Source organism: Kitasatospora sp. NPDC001683 (genome assembly GCF_053596495.1).
In genome coordinates this window covers 30,903-43,712 of the sequence record NZ_JBSFGK010000004.1, presented here as the reverse complement: position 1 = coordinate 43,712, position 12,810 = coordinate 30,903, and the positions used below count along the sequence as shown (strand labels likewise).

Here is a 12,810-nt window from a genome sequence, read left to right as displayed (position 1 = left end):
CGGCGCGATCGGCGGCCGGCCCCTCGTCAATGTCACTGGCCTGACGGGGGTACCGGCCGCCGGCATGACATCCGTCATGCCGAAGGCACGACGGCCGACACTGCCGTCGGCCCCCGCCCGCGCGGGACTCTGAGGTGGTGCGGACAGGACCGCACGCGACAACCGTCAGGGGAGAGGAGCCGGGCGATGGGTACCGAGGTGGCCGCCTTCCGCGGCGTGGGCAAGAGTTACGGGCGGGTGCGCGCCGTGGACGGGCTGGACCTGGTGCTGCGGCCGGGCGAGACCGTCGCCCTGCTCGGCCCGAACGGCGCCGGGAAGTCCACCAGTCTGGACCTGCTGCTCGGCCTGCGCGAGCCCGACCAGGGCAGCGTCACGCTGTTCGGCGGCACCCCGCGGGAGGCGATCGCGGCCGGCCGGGTCGGCGCGATGCTGCAGAGCGGCGGGCTGATGGCCGACGTCAAGGTCCGCGAGCTGGTCGAGCTCGCCTGCAAGGTGCACCCGAGCGGTCGGTCGGTCACGGGGGTGCTGACCGACGCCGGGATCACCGAGATCGCCGAACGCCGGGTGGACAAGCTGTCCGGCGGTCAGGAGCAGCGGGTCCGGTTCGCCCTGGCGATCGCGGGCAACAGCGACCTGATCGTGCTGGACGAGCCCACCACCGGCATGGACGTCAGCGTCCGGCAGGCGTTCTGGGCGAGCATGCGGGCACAGGCCGACGCCGGTCGCACGGTCCTGTTCGCCACCCACTACCTGGAGGAGGCCGACTCGATCGCCGACCGCGTCCTGGTGCTGCACCGGGGCCGGCTGATCGCCGACGGCAGCTCCGCCGAGATCAAGGCGCGGGCGGGCGCTCGCCGGATCGCCTTCGAACTCCACGACGGGGACGGCGAGTTCTTCGACGAGGGGGTGCTGCGCATGCTTCCGGGCGTGCAGTCACTGGACGTCACCGCCCGGGTCCCGGGGGTGCGGACGGTGCGGATCCGCACCGCGGACGCCGATGCGAGCGTCGCCGGGATCTACCGGGCGGGCCTGTACCCGCGCGGGCTGGAGGTGACCGGCCTGGGCCTGGAGCAGGCCTTCCTGACCATCACGGGCGAGCTGGACGAGCAGGACCTGGTAGAGGAGAGCGCACGATGACCACCCTGATCAAGCTGGAGGTCCTGCGGACCCTCCGCAACCGGCGCTACCTGCTCTTCACCATCGCCTACCCGGCGCTGATGTACTTCTTCTTCATCCACGCCTACGACTCCACCAAGCTGGCCGGCGGCCTGCCGGTGAAGACGTACTTCATGGTCTCGATGGCCACCTTCGGCGCGGTCGGCTCGGTGCTCTCCGGCAGCGCGCAGCGGATCTCGCTGGAGCGCAAGAGCGGATGGACGCGCCAGCTGCGGCTGACCGCGCTGCCGGGCCGGGCGTTCACCTTCGGCAAGATCGCCGCGAGCGCGGTGACCACGCTGCCGGCGATCCTGGTGGTCTTCGCGGTCGGCGCGAGCCAGGGCGTCTCGTTGAGCGTGGCGCAGTGGATCGGGCTGGCGGCCGCGCTGTGGCTGGGCAGCTTCGTGTTCGCGGCACTCGGGGTGGCGCTCGGGTACGCGGCGGCGCCGGACTCGGTGCAGACGATCGTGATGATCGCCTACATGCTGATGTCGCTGTTCGGTGGGACGTGGTTCCCGGTGAGCGGCTCGCTGGAGAAGTACGCCCAGTTCAACCCGGTGTTCCTGTACAACAAGCTGGCCACCTTCACCCAGCCCGGGCACTCCCTGGACCTGGTCGCGGTCGCCGGGCTGGCCGCCTTCCTCGCGGTGTTCGTCGCCGCCGCGGCCGCACTGTACCGGCGTGACACCCGCCGGGCATGATGATCCACATGAGTGACGCGCGCCGGACCCACCGCACCGACGAGCAGCCGGAGGTGGGTGTGGCGCGCACGTCGTTCATGAACGTTCCCGGCGCCCCGGTGGAGACCCGGCGGCAGCTGCTGGTCAAGGTCGCCTGGATGCTGCTGTGGATGCTCTACCTGGCCTACCCGGCGGGCAGCCTGCTGAACGGGCACCACAGCCTGGTCGGCCGGCTGTTCGGCTGGTGCTGCCTGGTGGGGTTCGTCGCCGGGTACGTCCTGCTGGTGATCTTCCGCTCGCAGGCGGGGATGAAGCCGCGGGCCTGCCAGGTGATCGTCGTGACGATGATCGTGCTCGCGGTCGCGGCCCCCTTCATCCTCGGCGAAGCCTTCCTGACCCTGTTCATCTACGCCTCGGTGTGCCTCGCGATCATCATGCCGCCGAACTACGCGCTGCGCGCGCTGGCCGGCATGGCCGGGCTCACCGCCGCGATCGGTCTGGTGATCCACGCCCAGAAGGACAACATCACCACCTTCGCGCTCAGCGCCTTCCTCTCCGGCGTCGCGATGACCGGCCTGCAGCGGCTGGTCGCCACCATGAAGGAGCTGCGCGAGGCCCGGGCCGTGGTGGCCCACCTGGCCGCCTCCGAGGAGCGGCTGCGGCTCGCCCGTGACCTGCACGACCTGCTCGGGCACTCGCTCTCGCTGATCACCCTGAAGAGCGAACTGGCCGGGCGGTTCATGGACGCGGGCAAGGACGAGGCGGCGCGGGCGCAGGTCGCCGACATCGAGCAGGTCGCCCGGCAGTCGCTGATCGACGTGCGGGAGGCCGTGACCGGCTTCCGCCGACCCACCCTGCCGGTCGAGCTCGCCGCCGCCCGGACCGCCCTGGCCGCCGCCCAGGTCCGGCTGGAGGCCGCGCCGGAGCTGGTCGACGCCTGGCCGTCGCTGGCCAACGAGGAGGCGGGCGCGCTCGCCTGGGCGCTGCGCGAGGCCGTCACCAACATCGTCCGGCACGGCGAGGGCGCCACCGTCTGCACGGTGACGGCGGACGAGAGCTGGGAGGGCGGCGGCGAGCGCTACGCCGTCCTGGAGATCAGCGACGACGGCCGCGGACCGGGCAAGTCCCAGCCGGGCAACGGGCTCTCCGGGCTCGAGGAGCGCCTCGCGCTGGTCGGCGGACGACTGGAGAGCGGCCCCGGCGAGCGCGGCAAGGGCTTCCGCCTGCGGGCCTCGGTGCCGCTGCGGACGGCGGCCGCGCCCTCCGAGACGTCCAGGATCTCCTGACGCTCAACTGCCGCACTCCCACCGTTCGCCGAGCCGGCCGTACCACCAGGGGGCCGGCCGGATGCGCTCGGCGAAGGGGTCGGGCAGGGTGCGCCGGAGGTAGGCGGCGTCCATCGGCCGGAGCACCCGGGCGAGTTCGGCGCGCGGCCGCGGCGGGAGGGCGGACAGCACCTCCGCCAGCACGTCCCGGGCGTGCCGGACGTCGTCGAAGGAGCAGCCGCGGCAGCTGCAGTGCGGCGCTCTCGGGTAGCGCGGGCGGGTCCCGACCGGGCTGAGGAACCGGCGGTACCGGCGCAGGGCCCGGTCGGTTGCGCCGGGGAAGACGTAGTACGACCCGTCCAACTGCTCGTAGCGCTGGATCGCGCGGCTGGTCGAGGTGGAGAGCCCGCGGATCCGGTCCGGTGGAGCGGTGTCCCAACGGCGGGCGGGGTCGGGGTGGGCGCGCAGCGCGCCGGGCCGCTTACGCGGCATCGGCCTTTCGGTAGATCGTCATGCCCGCCATCATGTCAGCTCCGCGCGGTCCAGGTCGCGGTGGTAGCGAACGGCCGGGCGGCCGTCCAGGACGAACTCCCCGGTGACCGTGAAGCCGTTGTGGGTGAGGACGGCCTGGGAGGCGGGGTTGTCGAGCGTGGTGGCGGCGGTCAGCGAGCGCAGGCCGTAGCTGTGGGCGGCGAGTCGGCGGACCTGGGCGACGGCGGCCTTGGCGACGCCCCGGCCGGCAGCGGATTCGGCGATCCGGTAGCCGAGTTCGGCGCTGCCGTCGACGAGGTCCATCAGGTTGATGCGGCCGATCAGGGCTCCGCCCGGATCGAGGATCACGTGGAACCGGCAGATGCCCGCGGCCTGTTCGGCGAGCAGCGCGGCGTGGCGGGCCGGGAAGTCGGCGAAGTACGCGTCGCCGCGGTCGGGCACGGTACGGGCGAACCAGGCCCGGTTGGCGAGTTCGAAGGCGAGCACGGCGTCGGCGTGGTCGGGGCGCAGCGGCTCCAGGGTCAGCATCAGACCAGTCTGGTGCGCACGGCCTCGGTGAACCACTCGAATACTCCAGCCCGTTGCCGCACCTGACAGGCCCTAAGGTCATGACCATGGGTAACACAGAGAACAGCCCCTCGATCCGCGTGCTGCTCGCCGAGGACCAGGGGATGGTCCGGGAGGCGCTGGCGGCGCTGCTCGGGCTGGAGGGGGACATCGACGTCGTCGCGCAGGTGGGTCGCGGGGACGAGGTGGTGGCGGCGGCGCTGGCGAACGAGGTGCAGGTCGCCGTGCTGGACATCGAGATGCCGGGCATGACGGGCATCGAGGCGGCCGCCGAGCTGCGCAAGAAGGCGCCCGGGACGAAGGTGGTCATCGCGACGACCTTCGGCCGTCCCGGCTACCTGCGCCGGGCGATGGAGTCCGGGGCGGACGCCTTCCTGGTGAAGGACGCGCCCGCCTCCGAGCTGGCCGAGGCGGTCCGCCGGGTGCTGCGCGGGGAGCGGGTGATCGACCCGGCGCTGGCGGCGGCCGCGCTGGCCGAGGGCGCCAATCCGCTGACCGGGCGCGAGCGGGACGTGCTGGGCGCCGCCGCGGACGGCGCGGTGAACGCGGACATCGCCAAGCGGCTGCACCTGTCGGAGGGGACGGTCCGCAACTACCTCTCGATGGCGATCCAGAAGACCGAGGCCCGCAACCGCACCGAGGCGGTCCGGATCGCCCGCGAGAAGGGCTGGTTGTAGCTAGTTGAGCCGGTGGCGGGCCGCCCGGGCCTCCTGGCGGACCTTGGCGGCGGTGTCCGGGTCGAAGGCGTCCAGGATCCGCGCGTAGTCGTCCATCTCGGCCGAGCCGCCGAGGAAGTCGCCCATCCGCACCAGGAGTTCGGCCCGTTCCAGCCGGAGCTGGGCCGGGTGGCGGGGGAGCAGCAGGGCGAGTTCGGTGGCCCACAGCTGGGTGCGGGCGTGCTCGGGCCGGTCGGCGGCCCAGGCCCGGATGTTGCCGAGCACCCGCAGCACGATGTCCAGCGGCTGGGCCGGGGTGAGCAGGGCGGGGGTGAAGTCGTACCCGGCGGCGGCGACCAGGTGCTCGACGCCGGCCGGGTCGAGCAGCCGTCCGCCGTGGAAGGGGTCGGCGAGGACGTACTCCTCGCCGCCCGACGGGCCGCCGACAGCGACGACGAAGTGGCCGGGCAGCGCGATGCCGTGGACGGTGAGCCCGGCGCGCCGCCCGACCTCCATCCACACCAGCGAGAGCATGATCGGCAGCCCGCGCCGCCGTCGCAGCACCTCGGGCAGCAGCGAGGACTCCAGCCGCCGGTAGTCGGACTGCCGTCCGTGGAACCGCTCCCGCCCGCCGAGCACGGCGGCGAGCAGGGCGGCGGTCTCCTCCGGTCCGGAAGGCGAGCGTTCGGCGACGGCGATCCGGACGGCCGCCGCGTGCCGTTCGAACGCGGCCTCGCAGGCGGCCAGCAGGGTGTCCGCGCCGGGCGGTTCGCCCGGATCGCCCGGGTCGAGGACGGGATCGTGCTCGGCGGCGGCAAGGAGGCAGAGCAGCACCGGGTCGGGCTGCTCGGCGCGGGCGGCGGTCCGGAAGCGGTCTCTGCTCTGCTCGGTCACGGTGACGGCGGCGGCCTTCGTAGGACGGACGGACAAGCGGACATACCAGGGTGGAACGGTCGGGTGGCTACTCCTGGGGAAGGAGCGCGTAGTGGTAAGTGTGACTGGTCGTGAAGCCGAGTCCGTCATAGAGCGCGATCGCACCGTCGTTCCCCGCCTCGACCTGCAGGAACGCGCCGCTCGCCGCTTCCTCCGCCGCGCGGGCGGCGAGCACCGCCATGACCGTCGTGGCCAGCCCGGCCCGACGGGCGTACGGCTGCACCTCGATCGCGCCGAAGCAGGCCCAGGGCCCGTCGACGACGCACCGTCCGATCGCCAGCGGCGGCTGCCCGGGGGCGCCGGGCACGGTGGCGAACCAGACCGAGGGGCCGCCGTGCAGCACCTGCCGGGCAGCCTCCTCCACCGCCGGGTCCCCGCTGACCCGGCGGTACAGCGACATCCAGTCGGCGTCCGCCGTGCGGGAGAGCCTCACCCGCTCGTGCCCGGCGCCGGCCCGGGCGACCGCGGCCAGCGGCGCGGTGAGCACCAGGGTGGGCGCGTACCCGGCGCCCAGCCGGTCGAGTTCGGCGCGCAGGTCCTCGGGCGAGCCGGGGGTGACCACCTCGACGTACGCGGGCAGTCCGCGCGCCGCGTACCAGCCCCGCAGGGCGGCCAGCGCCCGCGGCAGCGGCAGCCCCGGGTCGCCGAGCGCCTGGGCGGAGTTGGCCCGCCGGGTGAACCCGGACGCGGCGCGCAGCGTCCACTCGCCGAGCGCCTCCTGCTCGACGGCCGGCCAGCCGCGCCCGGCGATCCGCTGCAGCTCGACCGGGGTGGCGGCGGGCAGCGGTGCGCGCCGGGCCGGGAACGGCGGCACGACCTTGCCCGCGACCAGCAGCTTCTCCGGGAAGGCGACCGGCCCGCCCGAGCGCGGCTCGACCACCAGGCCATGATCGTCCCATGATGTGAGAATGCCGATCACATCGCGGAACACCGGCCGGTCGTCGACGAACTCCGAGAGGCGTCGCACGGACACGCGAAGTCCCACGTCAGAGCGGTCTATCCGGACTTCCGGACGGCTCTCCGACTGGTCTCGGGTCATGATCCGGCCACCTCCTGTGCATTTGCGGTCCCAGACCCGCGATACTAGGGGCGGGCATCGACGACGCCGCGCTCACCGCGCACGCGAGCAGAACAGAACGGGCCGCCAGGCCCTTCCGAGGAGGAACGACAGCGTGACCTACGTCATCGCGCAGCCTTGTGTCGACGTGAAGGACAAGGCGTGCATCGAAGAGTGCCCGGTTGACTGCATCTACGAGGGCCAGCGTTCCCTCTACATCCACCCGGATGAGTGTGTCGACTGTGGCGCTTGCGAGCCGGTCTGCCCGGTCGAGGCGATCTTCTACGAGGACGACACTCCGGAGGAGTGGAAGGACTACTACAAGGCGAACGTCGAGTTCTTCGACGACCTGGGTTCGCCCGGTGGTGCCTCGAAGCTCGGCCTGATCGAGCGGGACCACCCGTTCATCGCCGCTCTGCCGCCGCAGAACGCCGACCACTGACGATCGGTGGCTACTGAGCTGTGAGCACGAACAGCACGCGCGCGCCGTTCCCGGGTCACCCGGGAGCGGCGCGCCGCGTTTCGGACCGGCTCCCGGTGTTCCCCTGGGACAAGCTGGAGCCCTACAAGGCCACCGCCCTCGCCCACCCGGGTGGCCTGTGTGACTTCTCCGTCGGCACCCCCGTGGACCCGGTCCCCGAGGTGATCCAGAAGGCGCTCGCCGCCCACACCGACACCCCCGGCTACCCGACCGTCTGGGGCCCGCTGGAGCTGCGCGAGGCGATCGCCGGCTGGCTGCGCCGCCGCTGCGGCGCCGAGATCGGCCCCCGGGCCGTCCTGCCGACCATCGGCTCCAAGGAACTGGTGGCCTCGCTGCCGGCCCAGCTCGGCCTCGGCCCGGGCGACCAGGTCGCCTACCCGCGGCTGGCCTACCCGACCTACGAGGTGGGCGCACGGCTGTGCGGCGCCGAGCCGGTCGAGTACGACTCGGTGGACGAACTGGACGGCTCCCGGGTGCGCCTGCTCTGGGTGAACTCGCCGTCCAACCCGACCGGCCGGGTGCTCGGCACGGACGAGCTGCGCCGCGCCGTCGAGTGGGCCCGGGAGCACCGGGTGCTGCTGGTCAGCGACGAGTGCTACTTCGAGCTGGGCTGGGAGGCCGAGCCGGTCTCCGTCCTGCACCCGGACGTCTGCGGGGACGACCACGAGGGCCTGCTGGCCGTCCACTCGCTCTCCAAGCGCTCCAACCTGGCCGGCTACCGCGCCTCCTTCGTGGCGGGCGACCCGGTGGTGGTCGAGGAGCTGCTGGGGCTGCGCAAGCACGGCGGCATGATCGTGCCGGCGCCCGTCCAGGCGGCGACGATCGCGGCGCTGACGGACGACGCGCACGTGGCCGAGCAGCGGGACCGGTACGCGGCCCGGCGCTCGGCGCTGCGGGCGGCCCTGGAGGCGTACGGCTTCCGGGTCGAGCACTCCGAGGCGAGCCTCTACCTGTGGGCGACCCAGGACCGCCCGTGCTGGGAGACCGTGGCCGAACTGGCCGGACTGGGCATCCTGGTGGCGCCCGGTGACTTCTACGGGCCGTCCGGCGGCCGCTTCGTCCGGGTCGCGTTCACCGCGACGGACGAGCGGGTCGCCGCGGCCGTGGAGCGGCTGACCGCGGCGCGCTGACCGTACGCCGAAGGGGGCCGGTGCTCGCGAAGCACCGGCCCCCTTCGGCTTGCCCGGAGGGGTTACAGCGGCAGGCCGCTGATGTTGCCGCCGTTGACGCCGTTCAGCAGGCCGCCGACCGGGCCGAGCGCGCCGGTCAGACCGGAGAGCGGGTTGTTCGGGCCGAGGTCGGCGCCGCCGAGCCGGTTGGCCGAGCCGTGCTCCGCCAGGCCCAGGACGTCGGTGCCGGGCAGGCCGCCGGGCAGCGCGTGCTCGACCGGGCCGAGCGGCAGGGCGCGCTCCACCGCGCTGGTCGGCAGCGCGTCGGTGACGGCGTTGGTGCCGGGGACGGCGCCGGAGAGCTTGTCGGCGCCGGGCAGGGCCTGGGCGAGCCCGCCGACCGGGCTGGTGCCGGCGTTGGCGCTGCGGGTGCCCATGCCCTTGCCGGTGACGGCCTCGCCGAGCTTGCCGGCCAGGGCCGTGGCGACCTTCGGGGTGACGGCGGAGAGCTGGCCGGTGGTGGCGGCGGTCTGGTCGACCGGGGCGGTCAGCGAACCGGCCTTCTCGTTCGCCTCGGGGAGCTGGTGGGCGACGATGTTGCCCGCGGCGTCGGCGGAGGCCGGCACGCCCGCGGCGACGGTGGCCGCGCCGGTGGTGCCGGCCGCCTGGCCGAGCTGGTGGGTGGTGTGCTGCAGGGTGGAACCGGTGTCGGTGTTGGTCAGCTGGCCCAGCGGCGCCGCGAGGTCGCTCTTGGGAAGCAGGGCGTCCCCGCCCAGGGCGGACGCGGAGCCGGCCGCGACCAGCGGGGTCGCTCCGGCCGCCACGACGAGCGCGGCCTGGGCGATCCGGCGCGTGAGGGGGTGAGACATGGGGCTCCTCGAAGGGGTCTGGGTCCGTCCCGTCCGCCGGGTGGACGATCCGAGCGCGGACGGGACCTGGCGGACGACGTTGTTACCGCTTGAGGAGCCGGAAGGTTTCGGGTGACGCGGGAAAATACCTGACCGATCATCGGATCGTACGATCGCGGTGATGGTGCCCGCCGGGCCCCGCCGGGCACCGTCGGACCGGCCCCGGGCAAGGGGAGTGACGGTTCTCCACCCGGGGTCGCCGGAACGGGCGGTCGGTCCACTGCGGTTGACCGGAATCACCCGTTCGGCGGCAACCCGAACGAATGTGCGTCAGCCTTTGCCGGACGGGGCCAGGGTGACCTGGACGAGCTTGGTCGACGTCCCCGAGGTCTGGGTCTGCCAGCCGTCCTCCGACTGGGTCTTGCGCCAGATCTTCCCGTCGTAGGCGACCGTCGCGATGCCCAGCTGCTGCGCCTGGGCGACCGCCCAGTGGGCCACCTCCCAGCCGCTGGCCCGCTCGGCGCTCGCCCCGGCGTCGGCCCCGGAGTCCGCCGAGGAGGTCAGCGCGGCCGTGGCCGGGTCCGGGGTCAGCGCGACGGCGTTCTCGGCGCCCTTGATCGTCGAGGTGTAGCCGGTGGCCGGGGTGACCGTCCGGCCGAACTCCCGGCGCACGCGGTCCGACAGCACCTGGGTGCGGTCCGGCAGCGCGACCGGGATGGCCGAGGCGCCCGCGGTCGGCGACGGCGAGTCGCCCGGGTCCGGCTTGGCGTAGTCGTGCACCACGCAGTTGAACGAGCCGGGCTCCCGGCCGGCCAGCGCCGAGGTGAGCAGCGTCGCCTTGGTCTCGTGCTTGGCGTACGCCTGCGGGTAGCCGCTCTTCTGCACCGCCTGGGCCGCGTCGGTCAGCGGCATCCGGGTGTAGCCGGGGACCTTGACCAGACCGTCCAGGAACTTGTTGGTCGCGTACACCGGGTCCGCGATCTGCTCCGGGGTGCCCCAGCCCATCGAGGGCCGCTGCTGGAACAGGCCGATCGAGTCCCGGTCGCCGCCCGCGAGGTTGCGCAGCTTGGACTCCTGCATCGCGGTCGCCAGCGAGATCGCCGTCGCCCGGTCCGGCAGCCCGCGCGAGCGCGACACCGCGGCGATCGTCGCGGCGTTGGCGGCCTGCGGCAGCTCCAGCGTGCCGCTGCCGGCCGCGGTCTTCACCGTGCACTCCTCCGCGGCGCCCTGCCGGAACCCGAACCACCAGATCCCGACCACGGCCAAGCCCGCCACCATCGCGAGGCCGAGCAGTCCGACCAGCACGAGCAGCAGCGCGCGCACCGGACCGCGGTGGCGGGGCGCCACTTCGTCGCCCAGCTCCTCGCCCAGCTCCTCGCTGCGCCTTCTCCTGGCCACCGTCGCCCCTCTCGCGCCCGCCATCCTGATCCGACACCGTACCCACTCGGACGGGTGTACGGCGTACTCCGGTTGCCGATCCGGGGGCGTTCCGCGTCACAACACGACCACCCAGAGCACACGTGCGCACGGCTAGGCTGACGCCATGAGCAGCCCGAACCCGACGCCCCTGGACCTGACCCTCGACGGTGGCGCGCTGACCGCGCGCCTCGTCGACTTCCCCTCGGTGAGCGGCGACGAGCAGGCGCTCGCCGACGCCGTCGAGGCGGCCCTGCGCGGTTGCGCCCACCTGACCGTGGACCGCTACGGCAACAACGTGGTGGCCCGGACGAACCTGGGCCGCGCCGAGCGCGTCGTGCTGGCCGGCCACCTGGACACCGTGCCGATCGCCGACAACCTGCCGTCGTACGTCGAGGGCGACCTGCTCTACGGCTGCGGCACCTCGGACATGAAGTCCGGCGTGGCCGTCGCACTGCGCCTCGCCGCCACCCTGACCGAGCCCAACCGCGACCTCACCTACGTGTTCTACGACTGCGAGGAGGTGGAGGCCCACCGCAACGGCCTCGGCCACCTCGCCAGGGACCGCCCGGAGTGGCTGGCCGCCGACTTCGCGGTGCTGATGGAACCCAGCGAGGCCACGGTCGAGGGCGGCTGCCAGGGCACACTGCGGGCGCAGGTCCGGCTCACCGGCGTGCGCGCCCACTCGGCCCGCAGCTGGCTCGGCGACAACGCCATCCACCGCGCCGCCGAGGTGCTCACCCGGCTCGCGACGTACCAGCCGCGCCGGGTGGAGATCGACGGCCTGGAGTACCGCGAGGGCCTCAACGCGGTGCGGATCGACGGCGGCGTGGCCGGCAACGTGATCCCGGACGAGTGCGTGGTCACGATCAACTTCCGCTACGCGCCGGACCGCAGCGAGGCCGAGGCGGAGAAGCACGTCCGCGAGGTCTTCGACGGCTTCGAGCTGACCGTCACCGACTTCGCCCCGGGCGCCCTGCCCGGCCTGTCCCAGCCCGCCGCGCAGGCCTTCCTGGCGGCCACCGGCGGCCGGGCCCGGGCCAAGTTCGGCTGGACCGACGTCGCCCGGTTCAGCGCGCTCGGCATTCCCGCGGTCAACTACGGCCCCGGCGACCCGAACTTCGCGCACAAGCGGGACGAGCACTGCTCGCTGACCGCCATCGCCGAGACCGAGGACCGGCTGCGCGCCTGGCTGACCAGCTGAGTCGAGGGCGTTCGGGCGCGGCCGAACCGACGGTCGAACGCCACCTTCCGGTTGCCCAACCGACCTTCCCCCGTTGCCTGAAAACGGGGGAGGGCGGGCGTAGGGTTTCGTCATGACAGGCACAGGAGACGAGAAGCACTACGGACACGGCCCCGAGCAGGTCGGCGTGCCGCGGAAGAAGAAGGCCTGGCCCGAGAAGCAGAAGGGCCCGGTGCTGGTGCGCCGGGACCAGGTCGGCACCAGCACCACGGACCAGCGCCTGCTGGACACCACGGGGCCCACCGACTGGCTGCACACCGACCCCTGGCGGGTGCTGCGGATCACCTCCGAGTTCGTCGAGGGCTTCGGCGCCCTGGCCGAACTCCCGCCCGCGATCAGCGTCTTCGGCTCGGCCCGGACCGTGGCCGACTCGCCCGAGTACGAGGCCGGGGTGGCCATCGGCCGGGCCCTCGCCGAGGCCGGCTACGCGGTGATCACCGGCGGCGGCCCGGGCGCGATGGAGGCCGCCAACCGCGGCGCCTCGGAGGCCGGCGGCCTCAGCGTCGGACTCGGCATCGAGCTGCCCTTCGAGCAGGGCCTCAACGAGTTCGTCGACCTCGGGCTGAACTTCCGTTACTTCTTCGTCCGCAAGACCATGTTCGTCAAGTACGCGCAGGGCTTCGTGGTCCTGCCCGGCGGACTCGGCACGCTGGACGAGCTGTTCGAGGCGCTCACCCTGGTGCAGACGAAGAAGGTCACCCGCTTCCCGGTGATCCTCTACGGCAGCGCCTACTGGGGCGGCCTGTACGAGTGGCTGAAGAACACCCTGGTCGCGCAGGGCAAGGCGGCCCCGCGCGACCTGGAGCTGTTCCACATCACCGACGAGATCGACGAGGTGCTGAAGATCCTCGCCGAAGCCCGTCGGCCCGTGAACGAGATCTGACGCGAGCGCCGACAACCGGAGGCGA

The 12,810-nt window shown here is 73.2% G+C and carries 14 protein-coding genes; 8 read left to right on the top strand and 6 right to left on the bottom strand.

Annotated elements, in window-relative coordinates; translation table 11 throughout:
• The first annotated feature begins 186 nt into the window (after positions 1–186).
• The 3 genes from ACWCYO_RS03050 to ACWCYO_RS03040 are packed head-to-tail and all read left to right on the top strand — an operon-like array spanning position 187 to position 3,121.
• Positions 187–1,137, top strand: a complete 951-nt coding sequence (locus tag ACWCYO_RS03050; RefSeq protein ID WP_270144401.1) for an ABC transporter ATP-binding protein — start codon at positions 187–189, stop codon at positions 1,135–1,137.
• Entirely contained in the window at positions 1,134–1,856 is a 723-nt protein-coding gene (locus ACWCYO_RS03045) for an ABC transporter permease (RefSeq protein WP_270144399.1), read from the top strand. The genes ACWCYO_RS03050 and ACWCYO_RS03045 overlap by 4 nt, the downstream gene beginning before the upstream one ends.
• An 8-nt stretch (positions 1,857–1,864) precedes the next feature.
• The gene (locus tag ACWCYO_RS03040) at positions 1,865–3,121 is read left to right on the top strand and encodes a sensor histidine kinase (protein WP_449783156.1); all 1,257 of its coding nucleotides are present in this window, start codon (positions 1,865–1,867) and stop codon (positions 3,119–3,121) included.
• A 3-nt stretch (positions 3,122–3,124) separates the two neighbouring features.
• On the opposite strand, the gene ACWCYO_RS03035 is transcribed toward ACWCYO_RS03040, so the two are convergent.
• Positions 3,125–3,592, bottom strand: coding sequence for a hypothetical protein (locus ACWCYO_RS03035; RefSeq protein ID WP_449783155.1), 468 nt, complete (start codon positions 3,590–3,592; stop codon positions 3,125–3,127).
• 30 nt (positions 3,593–3,622) lie between these two features.
• The gene (locus ACWCYO_RS03030; RefSeq protein ID WP_449783154.1) at positions 3,623–4,120 is read right to left on the bottom strand and encodes a GNAT family N-acetyltransferase; all 498 of its coding nucleotides are present in this window, start codon (positions 4,118–4,120) and stop codon (positions 3,623–3,625) included.
• A gap of 86 nt (positions 4,121–4,206) precedes the next feature.
• On the opposite strand from ACWCYO_RS03030, the gene ACWCYO_RS03025 reads away from it, so the two are divergent.
• Positions 4,207–4,836, top strand: a complete 630-nt coding sequence (locus tag ACWCYO_RS03025; RefSeq protein ID WP_270144393.1) for a response regulator transcription factor — start codon at positions 4,207–4,209, stop codon at positions 4,834–4,836.
• Here the strand turns inward: ACWCYO_RS03025 and ACWCYO_RS03020 are convergent, their stop codons facing one another.
• Together ACWCYO_RS03020 and ACWCYO_RS03015 are read right to left on the bottom strand one after the other, a co-directional pair.
• The gene (locus tag ACWCYO_RS03020; protein ID WP_405000653.1) at positions 4,837–5,745 is read right to left on the bottom strand and encodes a transglutaminase family protein; all 909 of its coding nucleotides are present in this window, start codon (positions 5,743–5,745) and stop codon (positions 4,837–4,839) included.
• A 31-nt stretch (positions 5,746–5,776) separates the two neighbouring features.
• Positions 5,777–6,787, bottom strand: coding sequence for a GNAT family N-acetyltransferase (locus ACWCYO_RS03015; protein ID WP_449783153.1), 1,011 nt, complete (start codon positions 6,785–6,787; stop codon positions 5,777–5,779).
• A gap of 133 nt (positions 6,788–6,920) precedes the next feature.
• Between ACWCYO_RS03015 and fdxA the strand changes: the two genes are divergently transcribed.
• Complete coding sequence (gene fdxA / locus ACWCYO_RS03010; protein WP_030287402.1) at positions 6,921–7,247, top strand: ferredoxin; 327 nt, start codon at positions 6,921–6,923, stop codon at positions 7,245–7,247.
• A gap of 20 nt (positions 7,248–7,267) precedes the next feature.
• Positions 7,268–8,416: a succinyldiaminopimelate transaminase gene (gene dapC / locus ACWCYO_RS03005; RefSeq protein ID WP_270144386.1), complete on the top strand. Its 1,149-nt coding sequence runs from the start codon at positions 7,268–7,270 to the stop codon at positions 8,414–8,416.
• A 62-nt stretch (positions 8,417–8,478) separates the two neighbouring features.
• Here dapC and ACWCYO_RS03000 read toward each other — a convergent pair whose 3' ends face one another.
• Positions 8,479–9,264, bottom strand: coding sequence for a hypothetical protein (locus tag ACWCYO_RS03000; RefSeq protein WP_270144384.1), 786 nt, complete (start codon positions 9,262–9,264; stop codon positions 8,479–8,481).
• Between the two features lie 309 nt (positions 9,265–9,573).
• The gene (locus ACWCYO_RS02995) at positions 9,574–10,641 is read right to left on the bottom strand and encodes a hypothetical protein (RefSeq protein WP_449783152.1); all 1,068 of its coding nucleotides are present in this window, start codon (positions 10,639–10,641) and stop codon (positions 9,574–9,576) included.
• Between the two features lie 145 nt (positions 10,642–10,786).
• Between ACWCYO_RS02995 and dapE the strand changes: the two genes are divergently transcribed.
• Positions 10,787–11,863, top strand: coding sequence for a succinyl-diaminopimelate desuccinylase (gene dapE, locus ACWCYO_RS02990; RefSeq protein ID WP_270144381.1), 1,077 nt, complete (start codon positions 10,787–10,789; stop codon positions 11,861–11,863).
• A gap of 112 nt (positions 11,864–11,975) precedes the next feature.
• The gene (locus ACWCYO_RS02985) at positions 11,976–12,785 is read left to right on the top strand and encodes an LOG family protein (RefSeq protein ID WP_270144379.1); all 810 of its coding nucleotides are present in this window, start codon (positions 11,976–11,978) and stop codon (positions 12,783–12,785) included.
• Positions 12,786–12,810: the final 25 nt, after the last annotated feature.

Coding starts and splice junctions, on each gene's coding strand:
- ACWCYO_RS03035 (WP_449783155.1), bottom strand. CDS start 3,592: ATGCCGCGTAAGCGGCCCGGCGCGCTGCGCGCCCACCCCGACCCCGCC.
- ACWCYO_RS03025 (WP_270144393.1), top strand. CDS start 4,207: ATGGGTAACACAGAGAACAGCCCCTCGATCCGCGTGCTGCTCGCCGAG.
- ACWCYO_RS03030 (WP_449783154.1), bottom strand. CDS start 4,120: ATGCTGACCCTGGAGCCGCTGCGCCCCGACCACGCCGACGCCGTGCTC.
- ACWCYO_RS02985 (WP_270144379.1), top strand. CDS start 11,976: ATGACAGGCACAGGAGACGAGAAGCACTACGGACACGGCCCCGAGCAG.
- ACWCYO_RS03000 (WP_270144384.1), bottom strand. CDS start 9,264: ATGTCTCACCCCCTCACGCGCCGGATCGCCCAGGCCGCGCTCGTCGTG.
- dapE (WP_270144381.1), top strand. CDS start 10,787: ATGAGCAGCCCGAACCCGACGCCCCTGGACCTGACCCTCGACGGTGGC.
- ACWCYO_RS03050 (WP_270144401.1), top strand. CDS start 187: ATGGGTACCGAGGTGGCCGCCTTCCGCGGCGTGGGCAAGAGTTACGGG.
- ACWCYO_RS03040 (WP_449783156.1), top strand. CDS start 1,865: ATGAGTGACGCGCGCCGGACCCACCGCACCGACGAGCAGCCGGAGGTG.
- ACWCYO_RS03045 (WP_270144399.1), top strand. CDS start 1,134: ATGACCACCCTGATCAAGCTGGAGGTCCTGCGGACCCTCCGCAACCGG.
- ACWCYO_RS03015 (WP_449783153.1), bottom strand. CDS start 6,787: ATGACCCGAGACCAGTCGGAGAGCCGTCCGGAAGTCCGGATAGACCGC.